This is a genomic window from Alloyangia pacifica, from assembly GCF_020524285.1.
GTDB lineage: Bacteria > Pseudomonadota > Alphaproteobacteria > Rhodobacterales > Rhodobacteraceae > Salipiger > Salipiger pacificus_B.
On sequence record NZ_JAIVKX010000003.1, the window covers coordinates 334,821 to 349,584 of the forward strand.

Annotated in this window: 16 protein-coding genes; 6 read left to right on the top strand and 10 right to left on the bottom strand. The window is 66.8% G+C overall.

What is annotated here, in order from left to right:
• Window positions 1-39: 39 nt before the first annotated feature.
• From LC039_RS05700 to LC039_RS05710, 3 genes are read left to right on the top strand one after another with little or no spacing between them, the layout of a single operon-like run.
• Entirely contained in the window at window positions 40-1,020 is a 981-nt protein-coding gene (locus LC039_RS05700; RefSeq protein ID WP_226622086.1) for a thiamine ABC transporter substrate binding subunit, read from the top strand.
• A complete protein-coding gene (locus tag LC039_RS05705; RefSeq protein WP_226622087.1) occupies window positions 996-2,525 on the top strand; it encodes a thiamine/thiamine pyrophosphate ABC transporter permease ThiP in 1,530 nt (509 codons plus the stop codon). The genes LC039_RS05700 and LC039_RS05705 overlap by 25 nt, the downstream gene beginning before the upstream one ends.
• On the top strand, window positions 2,512-3,210 hold the full coding sequence (locus tag LC039_RS05710; protein WP_226622088.1) for an ATP-binding cassette domain-containing protein: 699 nt from the start codon (window positions 2,512-2,514) through the stop codon (window positions 3,208-3,210). Before LC039_RS05705 ends, LC039_RS05710 begins: the two co-directional genes overlap by 14 nt.
• Before the next feature lie 88 nt (window positions 3,211-3,298).
• Here LC039_RS05710 and LC039_RS05715 read toward each other — a convergent pair whose 3' ends face one another.
• Genes LC039_RS05715 through petA form a run of 3 tightly spaced genes read right to left on the bottom strand, consistent with a single transcriptional unit; the run spans window position 3,299 to window position 6,038 of the window.
• Window positions 3,299-4,087: a cytochrome c1 gene (locus LC039_RS05715; protein WP_226622089.1), complete on the bottom strand. Its 789-nt coding sequence runs from the start codon at window positions 4,085-4,087 to the stop codon at window positions 3,299-3,301.
• A 19-nt stretch (window positions 4,088-4,106) separates the two neighbouring features.
• Window positions 4,107-5,450: a cytochrome b gene (gene petB / locus LC039_RS05720; protein WP_226622090.1), complete on the bottom strand. Its 1,344-nt coding sequence runs from the start codon at window positions 5,448-5,450 to the stop codon at window positions 4,107-4,109.
• Window positions 5,451-5,462: 12 nt separating this feature from the next.
• Window positions 5,463-6,038: a ubiquinol-cytochrome c reductase iron-sulfur subunit gene (gene petA / locus LC039_RS05725; RefSeq protein WP_226622091.1), complete on the bottom strand. Its 576-nt coding sequence runs from the start codon at window positions 6,036-6,038 to the stop codon at window positions 5,463-5,465.
• 241 nt (window positions 6,039-6,279) lie between these two features.
• On the opposite strand from petA, the gene LC039_RS05730 reads away from it, so the two are divergent.
• Window positions 6,280-6,942: an outer membrane protein gene (locus LC039_RS05730; RefSeq protein ID WP_226622096.1), complete on the top strand. Its 663-nt coding sequence runs from the start codon at window positions 6,280-6,282 to the stop codon at window positions 6,940-6,942.
• A gap of 83 nt (window positions 6,943-7,025) precedes the next feature.
• Here LC039_RS05730 and LC039_RS05735 read toward each other — a convergent pair whose 3' ends face one another.
• The 6 genes from LC039_RS05735 to LC039_RS05760 form a co-directional block, all read right to left on the bottom strand.
• On the bottom strand, window positions 7,026-7,319 hold the full coding sequence (locus tag LC039_RS05735) for an alkylphosphonate utilization protein (RefSeq protein WP_226622098.1): 294 nt from the start codon (window positions 7,317-7,319) through the stop codon (window positions 7,026-7,028).
• Window positions 7,320-7,333: 14 nt separating this feature from the next.
• Window positions 7,334-8,104, bottom strand: coding sequence for a CDP-diacylglycerol--serine O-phosphatidyltransferase (pssA, locus tag LC039_RS05740; RefSeq protein WP_226622100.1), 771 nt, complete (start codon window positions 8,102-8,104; stop codon window positions 7,334-7,336).
• Window positions 8,097-8,795: a phosphatidylserine decarboxylase gene (locus LC039_RS05745; RefSeq protein WP_226622101.1), complete on the bottom strand. Its 699-nt coding sequence runs from the start codon at window positions 8,793-8,795 to the stop codon at window positions 8,097-8,099. The genes pssA and LC039_RS05745 overlap by 8 nt, the downstream gene beginning before the upstream one ends.
• A gap of 100 nt (window positions 8,796-8,895) precedes the next feature.
• Complete coding sequence (locus LC039_RS05750) at window positions 8,896-9,501, bottom strand: glutathione S-transferase (protein ID WP_226622103.1); 606 nt, start codon at window positions 9,499-9,501, stop codon at window positions 8,896-8,898.
• Window positions 9,502-9,701: 200 nt separating this feature from the next.
• Window positions 9,702-11,348 (bottom strand): chaperonin GroEL, encoded by a 1,647-nt coding sequence (groL, locus tag LC039_RS05755; protein WP_226622105.1) that lies wholly within the window; start codon window positions 11,346-11,348, stop codon window positions 9,702-9,704.
• A gap of 70 nt (window positions 11,349-11,418) precedes the next feature.
• Entirely contained in the window at window positions 11,419-11,712 is a 294-nt protein-coding gene (locus tag LC039_RS05760) for a co-chaperone GroES (protein WP_164184639.1), read from the bottom strand.
• A 316-nt stretch (window positions 11,713-12,028) separates the two neighbouring features.
• Between LC039_RS05760 and LC039_RS05765 the strand changes: the two genes are divergently transcribed.
• Window positions 12,029-12,991 carry a DMT family transporter gene (locus tag LC039_RS05765; protein WP_226622106.1) on the top strand — a complete coding sequence of 321 codons (963 nt, stop codon included), beginning with the start codon at window positions 12,029-12,031 and terminating at the stop codon, window positions 12,989-12,991.
• Window positions 12,992-13,010: 19 nt separating this feature from the next.
• Here the strand turns inward: LC039_RS05765 and LC039_RS05770 are convergent, their stop codons facing one another.
• Window positions 13,011-13,685 carry a DUF2161 domain-containing phosphodiesterase gene (locus LC039_RS05770; protein ID WP_226622107.1) on the bottom strand — a complete coding sequence of 225 codons (675 nt, stop codon included), beginning with the start codon at window positions 13,683-13,685 and terminating at the stop codon, window positions 13,011-13,013.
• An 85-nt stretch (window positions 13,686-13,770) separates the two neighbouring features.
• Here LC039_RS05770 and LC039_RS05775 point away from each other — a divergent pair, with 85 nt between their 5' ends.
• Window positions 13,771-14,760 carry a TraB/GumN family protein gene (locus LC039_RS05775; RefSeq protein ID WP_226622108.1) on the top strand — a complete coding sequence of 330 codons (990 nt, stop codon included), beginning with the start codon at window positions 13,771-13,773 and terminating at the stop codon, window positions 14,758-14,760.
• Window positions 14,761-14,764 lie beyond the last annotated feature (4 nt).

Genomic DNA, 14,764 nt, shown 5'->3' on the forward strand with positions numbered 1-14,764 from the left:
GGCCCGTCTTGCCCTCTCGCCGCAAATTTGGAGGATGCCATGAAGGCCATCAGTTTTGCAGCGGGATGTCTCTTTGCCAGCACGGCGCTGGCGCAGGAGAACGTTCTGACCGTCTACGCGGGCGACTACGTCGTCTCGGAATGGGGCCCCGGCCCGAAGATCGAGGAGCTGTTCGAGGCACGCTGCGGCTGCGACCTGCAGTTCCAGCCGGGCGACCTGCTGCCCCGCCTCCTGCTCGAGGGCGACCGGACCGAGGCCGACGTCGTCTTCGGCCTGAACACGGACGTCACCAAGAAGGCGCGCGAGAGCGGCCTCTTCGCGCCACATGGGGTGGACCTCTCGCCGCTGACCCTGCCGATCGACTGGACCGACGACACCTTCCTTCCATACAACTACGGCGAGACGGCCTTTGTCTATGACACCACCCGTCTGCCCGAACCGCCGGCGAGCTTCGACGCGCTGCTCGACGCGCCCGACGACCTGAAGATCGTCATCCAGGACCCGCGCAGCTCGATCTCGGGCCTCGCGCTGGCGCTTTGGGTGCAGTCCATCTACGGCGACGAGGCCGAAGACGCCTGGCGCAAGCTGGCGCCGAAAATCCTCACCGTCACCAAGGGCTGGTCGGAAAGCTACGGGCTGTTCACCGACGGCGAGGCCGACATGGTGCTGAGCTACACCACCTCGCCCGCCTACCACATCATTGCCGAGGACGATCACACCAAGAAGGCGCTGATCTTCCCCGAGGGGAACTATTTCATGGTCGAACTGGCCGCCAAGGTCGCCACCACCGACCAGCCCGAGTTGGCGCAGGAGTTCATGGAGTTCATCTTGACCCCGGAATTCCAGCAGATGATCGCCACCGGCAACTGGTCCTTCCCGGCCGCCCTGCCGCACGACCAGTGGCCCGAGGGCTTCAAGGAGCTCGAGCTGCCGAGCAAGGTCCTGTTCTACTCCGAGGACGAGGCCGCCGCCCTGCGCGACGAGGCCATCGAGGCATGGCGCCGCGGCCTCTCGCAGTAAGCGCCGCGCTGATTGCGGCGGGGCTGGTGCTGGCCCTGGTGCTCGGCCCGGTCGCCGCGGTGCTGGCGCGCGCCGGAGGCTGGGGCACGCTCGGCCCCGGCGACTGGCAGGCGCTGCGCTTCACGCTCTGGCAATCGCTGCTCTCGGCGGCCTTCTCGGTCTCGCTGGCGATCCCCGTCGCCCGCGCGCTGGCGCGGCGGCGCTTCCCGGGACGAGGCCTGCTGATCTCGCTGCTGGGCGCCCCCTTCATCCTGCCGACCATCGTGGCGGTGCTCGGGCTGATCGCGGTCTTCGGGCAGAACGGCATGGTCAACGGGGCGCTGCGCGGGCTTGGCCTGTCCGGGTTCAGCATCTACGGGCTGCACGGCGTGGTGCTGGCGCATGTCTTCTTCAATCTGCCACTGGCGGTGAGGCTGCTGTTGCAGGGCTGGCTGGCGATCCCCGCCGAGCGCTTCCGGCTCTCCGCGTCACTCGGCCTCTCTCCATTTGCCATGTTTCGCACGCTGGAACTGCCGATGCTGCTGCGCATCGCGCCCGGGGCCTTCGCGGTGATCTTCGTCATCTGCCTGTCGAGCTTCGCCGTGGCGCTGACGCTGGGCGGCGGGCCGCGCGCCACGACGGTGGAGCTGGCGATCTACCAGGCGGTGCGTTTCGAGTTCGACCTCGGCCGGGCGGCGCTGCTCTCGGTGATCCAGCTCGGCCTTGCGCTGCTGGCCGGGCTGGTGGCACTGCGGCTCGGCACCGGCGGCGGCTTCGGTTCGGGGCTGGACCGGATCGTGACTCGCTGGGACGGCCGCACCGGCGTGCCACGCCTCATGGACGCCGCGTGGGTCGTCCTCGCCGCGCTCTTCCTGCTCACCCCGCTCGGGATGGTCGTCGCGCGCGGCCTGCCGGGGCTGGCACAACTCGGCACCGGATCATGGGAGGCCGCGTGGAACTCGCTGACCGTGGCGCTGGCCTCGACGCTGCTCTGCCTTGCCTGGGCGCTGCCGCTCTCGACCCGCTGGGGCGAATGGGTGGGGCTCGTCGGCATCGCGGTCTCACCGCTGGTGCTGGGCACCGGGCTTTTCCTGATCGTGCGACCCTTCGCCAATCCGCTGTCGCTGGCGCTGCCGGTGACCACGCTGGTCAACGCGCTGGTCGCCCTGCCCTTCGCGCTGCGCATCCTGCGTCCCGAGGCCGAGGCGGTGCGCGCCGATTACGCCCGGCTGGCGATGGCTCTGGGAATGTCGCCGCTGGCCTGGCTCCGGCTGGTGCTGCTGCCGCGGTTGCGCCGCCCGCTGGGCTTTGCCGCGGGTCTGACCGCGGCGCTGTCGATCGGCGATCTGGGGGTCATCGCGCTCTTTGCCGACCCCGAGCGGGCGACCCTGCCGCTGCAGGTCTACCGCTTGATGGGCTCCTACCAGATGGAGGCTGCGGCGGGGGCGGCGCTGCTGCTGCTGATCTTCAGCTTCGGGGCCTTCTGGCTCTGCGACCGGGGAGGCCGCACACATGCTGATACTTGAGGCCCTGCGCTACACCGAGGGCGACTACAGCCTTTCGGCAGACCTCACGCTCGCTCCCGGGCGGCGGGTGGCGATCATCGGCCCTTCCGGCGCGGGCAAGTCGACGCTGCTCGACCTGATCGCCGGGTTCCTCGCCCCGAGGGCCGGGCGGCTGCTCTGGCAGGGGCAGGGCATCACCACCACCCCGCCCGACCGCCGACCCGTGGCCATGCTGTTCCAGGAGAACAACCTCTTCCCGCACCTGAGCCTTGCCCGGAACCTCGGCCTCGCCCTGCGTCCGGGCGGCGGGCGGCTGTCGACGGAGGAGGCGCAGAAGGTCGAGCAGGCGCTGGACCGGGTCGGCCTTGGTGGCCTGTCGGCGCGCAAGCCCGGGGCCCTGTCAGGCGGGCAGCAGAGCCGCGCCGCGCTGGCCCGCGTGCTGCTGCAGGCGCGGCCGATCCTCGCGCTCGACGAGCCCTTCGCGGCGCTGGGACCGGCGCTGAAGGCGCAGATGCTGGACCTGGTACAGGAAGTGGCGAGCGAGCTGGGCGCGCTGGTGCTGCTGGTCAGCCACGACCCGCAGGACGCCCGCCGCTTCGCCGAGGAGACGGTGCTGGTGGCGGATGGCGTGGCACATGCCCCTGTTGAGACGCAGGCCCTGTTCAACGCCCCCCCAGAGGCGCTGCGGGCCTATTTGGGTCAGTAGTTCAGCGCAAGCCGCGCAAAGTGCTGTCGCGCCCAAAGCAAAAGGCCCCGCCGATTGGCGGGGCCTTCTGTTTCACATCACGCGAAGATCACTCCGCCTTGTGCTTAAGCGGGCGCCAGATGCGCTTGTTGGTCAGGTAGAGCAGCACCGACAGCAGCGTCAGGAACAGCACCCCGACGAAGCCCGCCTGCTTGCGCGCCATCATCTTCGGCTCGGCGGTCCACATCAGGAAGGCCGCGATGTCCTGCGCCTCGTGGTGCAGCTCGTTCGAGTGACCGTCGGCGAATTCCACGTCCTCGCCCATCAGCGGCGGGGCCATGGCGATCCAGCCGGTCGAGAAGGCGTGGTTCTCGTAGAAAGTGGTACCCGCCTCTTCCTTGGTCTCGCCGGTGTAGCCGGTGAGGATCGAGGCGATGTACTCGGCGCCGCCCATGCCGTTGAAGAGCTGCGACAGGCCGGTGCCGTAGGGGCCGTGGAAGCCCGCACGCGCCTTGGCCATCAGCGACAGGTCGGGGGCGCCGACGCCGTTGTTGACCGGGAAGTGGTCGGTCGGGGTCGCCGGGCGGTAATCTTCGAGCGCGTCGTCGTAGACCTCGAAGTTCTGCGCCGCATAGGCGCGCACCTGGTCCTCGGGCAGGCCGGGGCCACCCTCGTCCCCCAGGGTGCGCAGCGGCACGTAGCGCAGGCCGTGGCAGGCCGAGCAGACCTCGGTGAAGATCTGCAGGCCGCGCTGGAGCTGTGCCTGATCGTAGGCCCCGAAGGGACCCTCGAAGGAGAAGGCGAAATCCTCCACGTGGCCGCCCTCGCCGGCAGCAAAGGCGCTGCCGGAGAAGAGACCCAGGGCCGCGACGGCGGAAAGGGCAAGTTTCTTGAACATGACTCTTGTGTCCTTTCTCTTACTCGGCCGGCTTGGCGGCGGTTGCGCCGTCGTCCGAGGTCTTGCCGTGATGCGCCTCGAAGTCTTCCTCGATGGTCGCCGGCACCGGCAGCGGCTTCTCGATGATGCCGAGCAGCGGCAGGATCACGAAGAAATAGCCGAACCAGTAGGCCGCCCCGATCAGCGAGAAGCTGGCGTAGGGCTCTTCGGCCGGCATGGCGCCAAGCCACATCAGCGCGATGAAGTCGATCACCAGCAGCCAGAACCACCACTTGAACTGCGGGCGGTACTTGCCCGAGCGCACCGAGGAGGTGTCAAGCCAGGGCGCAAGCGCCATGGCGATGATCGCGCCGAACATCGCGAGCACGCCGAAGAACTTCGCGTCGACGATGCCGCCCGTGAGGAACGAGGCGATCTGCACGACCCAGACTTCCGAGGTGAAGGCGCGCAGGATGGCGTAGAACGGCAGGAAGTACCATTCGGGCACGATGTGCGCCGGCGTCGCCAGCGGGTTCGCCTCGATGTAGTTGTCGGGGTGGCCGAGGTAGTTCGGCATGAAGCCGACGATGGCGAAGAACACGGCAAGGATCACCGCCAGGGCGAAGAGGTCCTTGATCACGTAGTAGGGCCAGAACGGAACGGTGTCCTTCTCGGCATCCGCCTTCGAGGTGCGGCGGACCTCAACACCGGTGGGGTTGTTGTTGCCCGTGGTGTGGAAGGCCCAGATGTGCACGGCGACCAGCGCCGCGATCACGAAGGGCAGCAGGTAGTGCAGCGAGAAGAAGCGGTTCAGCGTGGCGTTGTCCACCGCCGGTCCGCCGAGCAGCCAGGTCTGGATCGACTCGCCGATGAAGGGGATCGCGCCGAACAGGCCGGTGATCACCGTCGCACCCCAGAAGGACATCTGCCCCCAGGGAAGCACGTAGCCCATGAAGGCCGTGCCCATCATCGCGAGGTAGATCAGCATGCCGATGATCCAGGTGATCTCGCGCGGGGCCTTGTACGAGCCGTAGTAGAGCCCGCGGAAGATGTGCGCGTAGACCGCGACGAAGAACAGCGAGGCGCCGTTCATGTGCAGGTAGCGCAGCATGTAGCCGCCGTTCACGTCGCGCATGATGTGCTCGATCGAGGCGAAGGCCATGTCGACATGCGGCGTGTAGTGCATCACCAGCACGATGCCGGTGATGATCTGCAGCGCCAGGCAGAAGGTCAGGATGATGCCCCAGATCCACATCCAGTTCAGGTTCTTGGGCGTGGGGATCATGATGGTGTCGTAAAGAAGACCGACGATCGGCAGGCGCTTGTGCACCCAGCGTTCGCCGCCCGTCTTCGGTTCGTAGTGGTCGTGCGGAATACCAGCCATGGACGCCTCCCCTTAGCCCAGCAGAATCGTGGTCTCTTCCACGAAGGAAGCCACGGGAACGTGAAGGTTCTGCGGCGCCGGACCCTTGCGGATGCGACCGGCGGTGTCGTAGTGCGACCCGTGACAGGGGCAGAACCAGCCTCCGACCCCGCCCGCAGTGAAATCGCCGGCATTGCCCAGAGGCACGCAGCCCAGATGCGTACAGACGCCCATCATCACCAGCCATTCACCGGCCTCGTCGAGGGTGCGGTTGGCGTCGGATGCATCCGCGCCGGCGGCGATGTTCTCGTTGCGGGCGTCGGCATCGACGAGCTGGTCCATGGTGACCGCGCGGCCCTCTTCGATTTCCGTTTCGGTCCGGCGTCTGATGAACACCGGCTTGCCCAGCCATTTCACCGTGAGCTGGGTGCCGGTCTCCACTCCGGACACGTCAACTCGAATGGTGCTAAGGGCCCGGACGTCGGCCGACGGGTTCATCTGGTTGACCAGCGGCCAGACGGCCGCGCCAGTGGCGACTACGCCGGCACCGCCAGTGGCGTAGAAGAGAAAATCTCTTCGGGTGCCTTCGTGCTCTTCTGCTTGTGACACGGGGTCTTCTCCATTCCTCATTGGCCGGGTTCGCGGCCGGCCGACACGCAGATAAGGCCGCGCAAGATCGCAGCATTTCCGTCAGTTGTATTACCGACCCACCCTACGTCCGTAAAGCAAACATAACAGCTACATTGTCGGGAGTGCCGATGTGTCGCGGTTGAAACGCGCCGCAGACCGAAGATATTAGGCAGTTAAGGCCTGAAACTTTGAATGAACTTTACCCTAGGGAGCCACGGCCATGAGAGCCCTGATTCTGCCAACCGCGCTCTGTGTCACCGGCCTCGCCGGCGCTGCAGCCGCGCAAGATTTTGAAGCCTCCGTCTACACGGGTTGGCAGACCGCGCCGCACAGCCGCATCTCCGGCGACTTCCCCGGCACCGGCGAAAGCTACGACGAGCTGATGGGCTGGGACGGCAAGTCCTTCGAGATGCCCCCCTACTGGGGTGTGCGCGGCACCTGGTGGCAGACCGACACCTTCGGCTGGGCGCTGGAATTCACCCACGCCAAGGTCTACGCCAACGAGGACGACCGCGACGACGCCGGCTTCGACACGCTCGAGATGACCGATGGCATCAACATCCTGACCGTCAACGCCATGCAGCGCTGGCCCGAGCACTGGGGCAAGCTGACCCCCTTCGTCGGCGCGGGTCTCGGCATCGCGGTTCCGCACGTCGAGGTGGCCACCACCGGCGGCACGGATGACACCTTCGAGTACCAGTACACCGGCCCCTCGGCGCGCCTGCTGGCGGGCATGAGCTACCCGATCAACGACACCTGGTCGGTCTACGGCGAGTACCAGTTCACCTATTCCTGGGTGGATGCGGACCTCGATCAGGGTGGCACGCTGGAGACCGACATCAAAACCAACGCGCTGAACGTCGGCGTCTCGATGAAGTTCTGAACCGGAGTCCAGCTCCGAAACGACAAAGCGCTCCCCGCGGGGAGCGCTTTTTGTATGCGGCGATGCCGGTTTGCGGGGCAGCTTCAGCGCTTCTTCACGAACTCCGTGCGCAGCACCAACCCCTTGATCGTGTCATGGCGGCAGTCGATCTCTTCGGGGTTGTGGGTCAGCCGGATCGAGCGGATCACCGTGCCCTGCTTCAGGGTCTGGCCCGCGCCCTTCACCTTGAGATCCTTGACCAGCACCACCTGGTCGCCATCGGCCAGCAGGTTGCCCGCCGCATCACGCACCTCGACCACGGCTGCGGCCGCCACCTCCGAGGCCGGCTTCCACTCGCCGCTCGCCTCGTCGTAGACCCACTCTTCGTCTGTGGCCATCCCGGCCTCCTTGCTCACTTGGACGCGCTGCCGCGCATCCGCTTCTTCGGAAGCATGATGACCACCGCCACCACGTATGCCGCACACAGCAGCGCGAGGGTGATCCACGCATAGGTCAGAACCGCCGCGCCGAGGAAGGCGACCCCCACCAGCACGTATTTCACGTTCTGCCGCGAGATCCGGGTGGTCTTGAAGGACCAGGTCGGAATGCGGCTGATCATCGCCAGGCCCGCCAGAACCAGCCAGGCGGCCAGCACGAGGTCGGGAAACAGCGGCCCGGCGCCAAGACCGAAGCTGAGGTACATCGGCAGCATCGCCAGCAGCGCGCCCGCCGGCGAGGGCACCCCGGTGAAATAGGCGTTGTCGTGGTCCTTGTCCTCGGACTTGCGCATGACGTTGAACCGGGCGAGGCGCACCACCGCGCAGACGGCGAAGACCAGCACGGCGATCCAGCCGAAGTTGCGGCTGTCCTCGAGCGCCCAGGTGTAGAGCAGCAGCCCCGGCGCGACGCCGAAGTTGAGGAAATCCGCCAGGCTGTCGAGCTCGGCGCCCATGCCGCTTTCGGACTTCAGCGCCCGCGCGAGGCGGCCGTCGAGCCCGTCGAGCACCGCGGCCAGCAGGATCAGCTGCACCGCCAGCTCGTAGGAGCCCTGCAGGCCGAAGCGGATCGCCGTCAGCCCGGCGCAGATCGCCACGACGGTCAGCACGTTGGGCAGGAGCTGGATCAGCGTCACCTTGTCGGTGGCGCGGGGCTTGGTGTCCTCGATCGGTTGCTCGTCATTCATTCGGCGGGCTCCCCAGGTCTGCGGCCGGCACGGCGCTCAGGTCGGCGATGATGCTCTCGCCCGCGATCATCGTCTGGCCGATGGCCACTTGTGGCTCCACCCCTTCGGGCAGGTAGACATCGAGACGCGAGCCGAAGCGGATCAGGCCGAAACGATCGCCGCGGTTCAGCCGGTCGCCTTCCTTGACCCACCACATGATGCGGCGCGCCACCAGCCCGGCGATCTGCACCACGGCGATCTCCCGCCCGTCCTCGAGGCGGATGCGCAGCGCATTGCGCTCGTTGTCGACAGACGCCTTGTCGAGCGAGGCGTTGAAGAACTTGCCGGGGCGATAGGCCACCGAGACGATCTCTCCGGTGGCCGGGGTGCGGTTCACGTGGCAGTTGAACACCGACATGAAGACCGACACGCGGGTCAGCGCGACGTCGGGCATGCCCAGCTCGGCGGGCGGGACGGCAGGCTCGATCAGCGAGACCACGCCGTCGGCGGGCGAGACCAGCAAGCCGGGGCGCTGCGGCACCACGCGCTCGGGGTCGCGGAAGAAGTAGTAGCACCAGACGGTCAGCCCGACGCCGATCCAGCCCAGCGGGTCCCAGATCAGGAACAGCACCACGGTGATCGCGGCGAAGATGCCGACGAACTTGCGCCCTTCGGGGTGCATCGGCTTGATGAAGGTGTCGCGCATCCGCATGGGAAAAGTCCTTCCGGGCTGGGATCTCGTAGAGTGCTGGCAGCTAAGCCCAAGCAGCCCCACGTGCAAGGGTTTTGGGACTTTCGACCCACAAAGCCGCTCAGGACGTCGGGTCGGTGGCCACCATCGAGTCGCGTTTGACGAAGCCGTCGTACCAGGCCGCTAGCGCCGGGCGGCCAACGCGCCACTTCCGCGCATCGTGACGGAAATCGAGGTAGCCGAGCGCGCAGGCCACGGCGATATGACCCATGTCGAGACGCCCGGCGAGATGGCTCATCCAGCGCGTTTCCAGCGCGTCGAGGGCGCGGCTGACCTTGCCCCATTGCCCCTCGATCCACTCCATCGAGACCTGCTCGCGGGGGCGGAAGCGCTCCTCGTAGATGATCAGCACCGCGGCATCCATGATGCCGTCACCGGTGGCCTCGAGCGTCAGCGTGTCCCAGATCCGGCTCTCGGGGTAGAGCCCGCCCTCGGCGCGGGCATCGAGATAGCGGCAGATCACCCGGCTGTCGTAGAGCGTCGGCCCGTCGGCGCGCACCAGCGCCGGGATCTTGCCCACGGGATTGGCGGCGATCAGCGCCGGATCGGGAACCATCGGCGAGGCGGCGACCTCGACCATCTCGACCTCGTCGTACTGGCCCGTCTCATGCAGGGTGACGAGCACCTTGCGGACAAAGGGCGACGGCCCGGCCTGCAGCAGTTTCATCGCGGCTCTCCTTGCGCGGTTGTCGCTGCGGAGCCTAGCGCGCTGGCCGGGAAAGGAAAACAGCCAGCAACCGGCGTGTCAGCCCGCGGCCAACCGGGCGCCGGACCGGGCGGACGGCCCCACCCCTGCCGAAACGCAAAACGGGGGGCCGAAGCCCCCCGCCTGCTGCCCGAAGGCAGACGTCCATATGGACCGGCAGATTACATCATGCCGCCCATGCCGCCCATGCCGCCCATGTCGGGCATGCCGCCGGCCGGCGCGTCTTTCTGCGGCTTGTCTGCCACCATCGCTTCGGTGGTGATCAGCAGGCCGGCAACCGAAGCTGCGTCTTCCAGTGCGGTACGCACGACCTTCGCGGGGTCGATCACGCCGAACTTGAACATGTCGCCATATTCGTCGGTCTGCGCGTTGTAGCCGAACTTCAGGTCGTCCGATTCACGCACCTTGCCTGCGACGACCGAGCCGTCCACGCCTGCGTTCTCTGCGATCTGACGCAGCGGAGCTTCCAGAGCCTTGCGCACGATGGTGATACCGGCGTTCTGGTCGGAGTTCGCACCGGTCAGGCCGTCGAGCGACTTGGCGCCTTGAACCAGAGCGGTACCGCCGCCAACGACGATGCCTTCCTGCACGGCTGCGCGGGTCGCGTTCAGAGCGTCGTCCACACGGTCCTTGCGCTCTTTCACTTCGACTTCGGTCATGCCGCCGACGCGGATGACGGCCACGCCGCCTGCCAGCTTGGCAACACGTTCCTGCAGCTTCTCGCGGTCGTAGTCCGAGGTGGTTTCCTCGATCTGGGTGCGGATCTGGGCAACGCGTGCTTCGATCTCGGCCTTGTCACCGTGACCGTCGACGATGGTGGTCTCGTCCTTGGTGATGTTCACGGTCTTGGCGGTGCCAAGCATGTCCATGGTCACCGACTCGAGCTTCATGCCGAGGTCTTCCGAGATCACCTGGCCGCCGGTCAGGATCGCGATGTCCTGCAGCATGGCCTTGCGGCGATCGCCGAAGCCCGGTGCCTTCACGGCTGCGATCTTCAGGCCGCCGCGCAGCTTGTTGACCACGAGGGTCGCCAGCGCTTCGCCTTCGACGTCTTCAGCGATGATCAGCAGCGGCTTCTGCGACTGGATCACCTGCTCGAGCAGCGGAACCAGCGGCTGCAGCGACGAGAGTTTCTTCTCGTGCAGCAGGATCATGCAGTCGTCGAGCTCTGCGATCATCTTGTCGGCGTTGGTCACGAAGTACGGCGACAGGTAGCCGCGGTCGAACTGCATGCCTTCAACGACGGTTGTCTCGGTCTCGAGGCCCTTGTTCTCTTCGACGGTGATGACACCCTCGTTGCCGACCTTCTGCATCGCATCTGCGATCTGGCGGCCGATTTCGGCTTCGCCGTTCGCCGAGATGGTGCCGACCTGAGCGACTTCGTTGGAGTCGTTGACCGGGCGGGCTGCTGCCTTGATGGCTTCGACGACCTTGGCGGTTGCCAGGTCGATGCCGCGCTTAAGGTCCATCGGGTTCATGCCGGCGGAGACGGCTTTAACGCCCTCTTTCACGATGGCCTGAGCCAGAACGGTCGCGGTGGTGGTGCCGTCGCCGGCTTCGTCGTTGGTGCGGGAAGCAACTTCCTTCACCATCTGCGCGCCCATGTTCTCGAACTTGTCTTCCAGTTCGATTTCCTTGGCCACGGACACACCGTCCTTGGTGATGCGCGGTGCGCCGAACGACTTGTCGAGCACAACGTTGCGGCCTTTCGGGCCGAGGGTCACCTTCACCGCGTCGGCGAGGATGTTCACGCCTTTCAGCATGCGCGAGCGGGCGTCGGTATCGAACTTCACGTCCTTTGCAGACATCTGCGAGTTCTCCTAAATCTGTATTGAAGGTCTGGCGTATCGGGCCCGCAGGCCCGGAGCGATCAGCGGATCAGGCCGCCTCGGTGATGCCGAGGATGTCCGATTCCTTCATGATCAGCAGCTCTTCGCCGTCGATCGTCACTTCGGTGCCGGACCATTTGCCGAACAGAACGCGGTCGCCGGATTTCACGGCCATCGCGATGAGCTCGCCGGAATCCTTGCGCGCACCTTCACCGCAGGCAACGATCACGCCCTCGGCGGGCTTCTCTTTTGCGCTGTCGGGGATGATCAGACCGCCCTTGGTCTTTTCGTCGCTCTCAACGCGGCGAACCAGCACGCGGTCGTGAAGCGGTTTGAATGCCATCTTCGAGTCTCCATAGCTCAAAGGTTGTCCCTGTAGGCCCCCGCTGATAGCCAGACGGCGTCTGACCCGGGAGCCGTTAGCACTCACCCTTGTGGAGTGCTAACGACGCATAGCTAGGCAGGCCCGCGATTTGAGTCAACACTCCGCTCCGAGAAAATTTCATGACATCAGGGGGCGTCGGCGAAGCCATGCCCGCGAAGTGTGCAGCCGAAGCCGCCAGTTCAAGATCGTCTCCCGGGGCATGGCATCTCTTTGCCGAATGTGATGACCTGACTGAGATCACAGAATCGCGACCTGCCCCCGACGAGTTTCCCCAATGGCCATCCCCTATGCGCCGATATCGGCGCCCTCCCCGCTGCAGGCCCCGCCGCATGACAACACGCGCGGCTTCCTGTTCATGGCGCTCGGCTTTTTCGGCTTCGGCCTGACCGACATGCTGGCCAAGGTGCTGACCGGGCACCTGCCGCTGCTGCAGGTGATCTGGTTCCGCCAGTCCGGGCTGTTCCTCGGCGTGATGGTGCTCCTGGCGATGCGCGGCGGCCATATCCTGCGTACGCCGCACCCGGTGCTGCAGCTTCTGCGCGGGGTGATCGCGCTGGCCTCGGCGGGCTGCTTCGTCATGTCGCTGCGCTTCGTCGGGCTGGCAGACGCGACGGCGGTGACCTTCACCGCGCCGTTCATCGTCACGCTCTTCGGCGCCCTTCTGCTGAAGGAGCCTGTCGGCCCGCGCCGCTGGGCCGCGGTGATCACTGGCTTCATCGGCATGCTGGTGGTGATCCGCCCCGGCATGGGGGTGTTCCACCCGGCGATCGGATTTGCCTTCATCGCGGCGCTCTGCTTTGCCGCACGGCAGCTGCTGTCGCGCTACCTGAGCGGGGCGGACAGCATTGCCACCACCGTCACCTACACCTCGCTGACCTCCTTTCTGCTGTGCTCGATTCCGCTGGTCTTCGTCTGGCAGACGCCGACCGAGCTTGGCGTCATGGCGATGTGCCTCGCGATCGCCGCAACCGCCGGGCTGGGCGAGTTCCTGATCATCCGCGGGCTCGATGTCGGCCAGGCCGTGGTGATGGCCCCGGTGCAATACACGATGATCATCTGGAGCACGCTCTACGGCTTCCTGGTGTTCGCCGACCTGCCCGATTTCTGGACCTTCGTCGGCTGCGGCATCATCATCGCGTCGGGGCTCTACACGCTCTACCGCGAACGGGTGCTGGCCAGACGCGAGCGCCGGGCGGCGGCCGAGGTCGGGGGGCGCCCGGCCCCGAAAAAGACCTGACGGGCACGCCGGGGCAAGCTCACTCCGCCGCCGCCTCCCAGCTTCCGGCCCAGTGCACCAGCCCCTCGCGCCCGGCCTCGGTCAGCGCGTAGACCCCGACCCGCACCCGGGTGAACCAGCCGTAGTGATTGTCGGCCATGAGCCGCGTCGCCACCTTCACCCCGGTCGCCTCGGCGACGTCGCGCCCGCGGCTCTCGCCCGCCTCCACGAGGTAGGCGGCGCAGCGCAGGGCGTCCTGCCGGTAGCCGGTGACGAGGCCGTGCCGGGTCGCGCCGCCGTCGTTGGGATCGCCGATGATCCGTCGGAACTCGCGCAGCAGCTTGGCCTGCTTCGCCTTGTTCTTGCGCGGCGCGTAGGGGCCGGGATCGCAGTGCACCTCGGCGCGGCCGTCCTTCACGGTGATGAACCCGAGGCCCAGCCGGCGGCACATGGCCAGGTTGTCATTCAGCGCCCGCCGCGCCGTGCGCCCGCTCGGCTTCGGCACCGCGATGTAGACGAGGTCCGACACCCGCAGCCGCGCCAGCGCCTGGTGGAACAGCGCCAGCGAGATCTTCAGTTTCAACTCGACGATGACCGGCTCTTCCTCGCCGCGCACCGCCACGAGGTCGGCCGCGCCCACCTCGCCCTTCACCTCGTAGCCCTGCGCCTGCAGCAGCGCCTTCACCGGCGCATAGAGTTCACTTTCCCGCAACATGGCCGCCACCATCGCCCCGCCGCTTGTCGCTGGCAAGCGCCTGCCCTAGCCTGCGGGGAATATCCCTCCCAGCCAGGTTGTCTGCATGGTCCGCCCGTTCCTCGTTTCGCTTTTCCTGCTCCTGCCCGCCGCCCTGCATGCCGCTTGCCAGGGCAGCGACCTCCGCGCCGCGCTGACCCCGGCGGAACAGGCCGAGCACAGCCGGATGCTGGCCGCCATCCCCTACCCCGAGGGCAACCACTGGCGCGCCGAGAAGGATGGCAAGGTGATCCACCTCATCGGCACCATGCACCTTGGCGACGCGCGGCTGGACGGCCCGGTGTCGCGGCTGACGCCGCTGGTGGAAGAGGCCGGGCTTCTGCTGCTCGAAATGACCCGCGCCGAGGAAAAGCACCTGCAGAAGGCGCTGGCCGAGGATCCGACGATGCTCACCCTCACGGGCGCAACCCTGCCCGAGCTGCTGCCCGAGCCGGCCTGGCAGGCGCTGGCGGCCGCGGCAAAGGACCGGGGCATCCCCGCCGTACTGGCCGCCAAGTTCCAGCCCTGGTACCTGTCGATGATGCTCGCCACCCCGCCCTGCGCCATGGACCAGCTCAAGGGCAAGAGCGGGCTCGACATGAAGCTGCAGGACGTGGCCGAGGACGCCGAGGTTCCGACCCGCGCGCTGGAGCCCTTCGACACGGTCTTCCGCCTGTTCAACGCCGAACCGATCGAGGACCAGCTCGAGATGCTGCGCACCGGGCTGCTCGACACCGATATCGCCGAGGATCAGTTCGCCACGCTGTTCGATGCCTATTTCGAAGAGGCCCATGCCGACACCTGGGTGATCTCGCGGCTGGTCGCCCGACGCGCGCTGCCGGAGTCGCCCGAGGAGGTCGACGCGATGATGGAGGAGACCGAGGCGCAGCTGCTGACCGCCCGCAACAAGGCGTGGATCCCGGTGCTCATGGAGGCTTCGGCAGAGACCGACGCCCCCGTGGTCGCCGCCTTCGGCGCCGCCCATCTGAGCGGCACCGATGGCATTCTCAACCTGCTCGCGACCAAGGGATATACCCTCACCCGCGAGGCATTCTAAAAGG

What these genes read in the sequence shown, in the direction of transcription:
- LC039_RS05700 (WP_226622086.1), top strand. Translation starts at nt 40, where the DNA reads ATGAAGGCCATCAGTTTTGCAGCGGGATGTCTCTTTGCCAGCACGGCG.
- LC039_RS05705 (WP_226622087.1), top strand. Translation starts at nt 996, where the DNA reads ATGGCGCCGCGGCCTCTCGCAGTAAGCGCCGCGCTGATTGCGGCGGGG.
- LC039_RS05710 (WP_226622088.1), top strand. Translation starts at nt 2,512, where the DNA reads ATGCTGATACTTGAGGCCCTGCGCTACACCGAGGGCGACTACAGCCTT.
- LC039_RS05715 (WP_226622089.1), bottom strand. Translation starts at nt 4,087, where the DNA reads ATGTTCAAGAAACTTGCCCTTTCCGCCGTCGCGGCCCTGGGTCTCTTC.
- petB (WP_226622090.1), bottom strand. Translation starts at nt 5,450, where the DNA reads ATGGCTGGTATTCCGCACGACCACTACGAACCGAAGACGGGCGGCGAA.
- LC039_RS05730 (WP_226622096.1), top strand. Translation starts at nt 6,280, where the DNA reads ATGAGAGCCCTGATTCTGCCAACCGCGCTCTGTGTCACCGGCCTCGCC.
- LC039_RS05735 (WP_226622098.1), bottom strand. Translation starts at nt 7,319, where the DNA reads ATGGCCACAGACGAAGAGTGGGTCTACGACGAGGCGAGCGGCGAGTGG.
- pssA (WP_226622100.1), bottom strand. Translation starts at nt 8,104, where the DNA reads ATGAATGACGAGCAACCGATCGAGGACACCAAGCCCCGCGCCACCGAC.
- LC039_RS05745 (WP_226622101.1), bottom strand. Translation starts at nt 8,795, where the DNA reads ATGCGGATGCGCGACACCTTCATCAAGCCGATGCACCCCGAAGGGCGC.
- LC039_RS05750 (WP_226622103.1), bottom strand. Translation starts at nt 9,501, where the DNA reads ATGAAACTGCTGCAGGCCGGGCCGTCGCCCTTTGTCCGCAAGGTGCTC.
- groL (WP_226622105.1), bottom strand. Translation starts at nt 11,348, where the DNA reads ATGTCTGCAAAGGACGTGAAGTTCGATACCGACGCCCGCTCGCGCATG.
- LC039_RS05760 (WP_164184639.1), bottom strand. Translation starts at nt 11,712, where the DNA reads ATGGCATTCAAACCGCTTCACGACCGCGTGCTGGTTCGCCGCGTTGAG.
- LC039_RS05765 (WP_226622106.1), top strand. Translation starts at nt 12,029, where the DNA reads ATGGCCATCCCCTATGCGCCGATATCGGCGCCCTCCCCGCTGCAGGCC.
- LC039_RS05770 (WP_226622107.1), bottom strand. Translation starts at nt 13,685, where the DNA reads ATGTTGCGGGAAAGTGAACTCTATGCGCCGGTGAAGGCGCTGCTGCAG.
- LC039_RS05775 (WP_226622108.1), top strand. Translation starts at nt 13,771, where the DNA reads ATGGTCCGCCCGTTCCTCGTTTCGCTTTTCCTGCTCCTGCCCGCCGCC.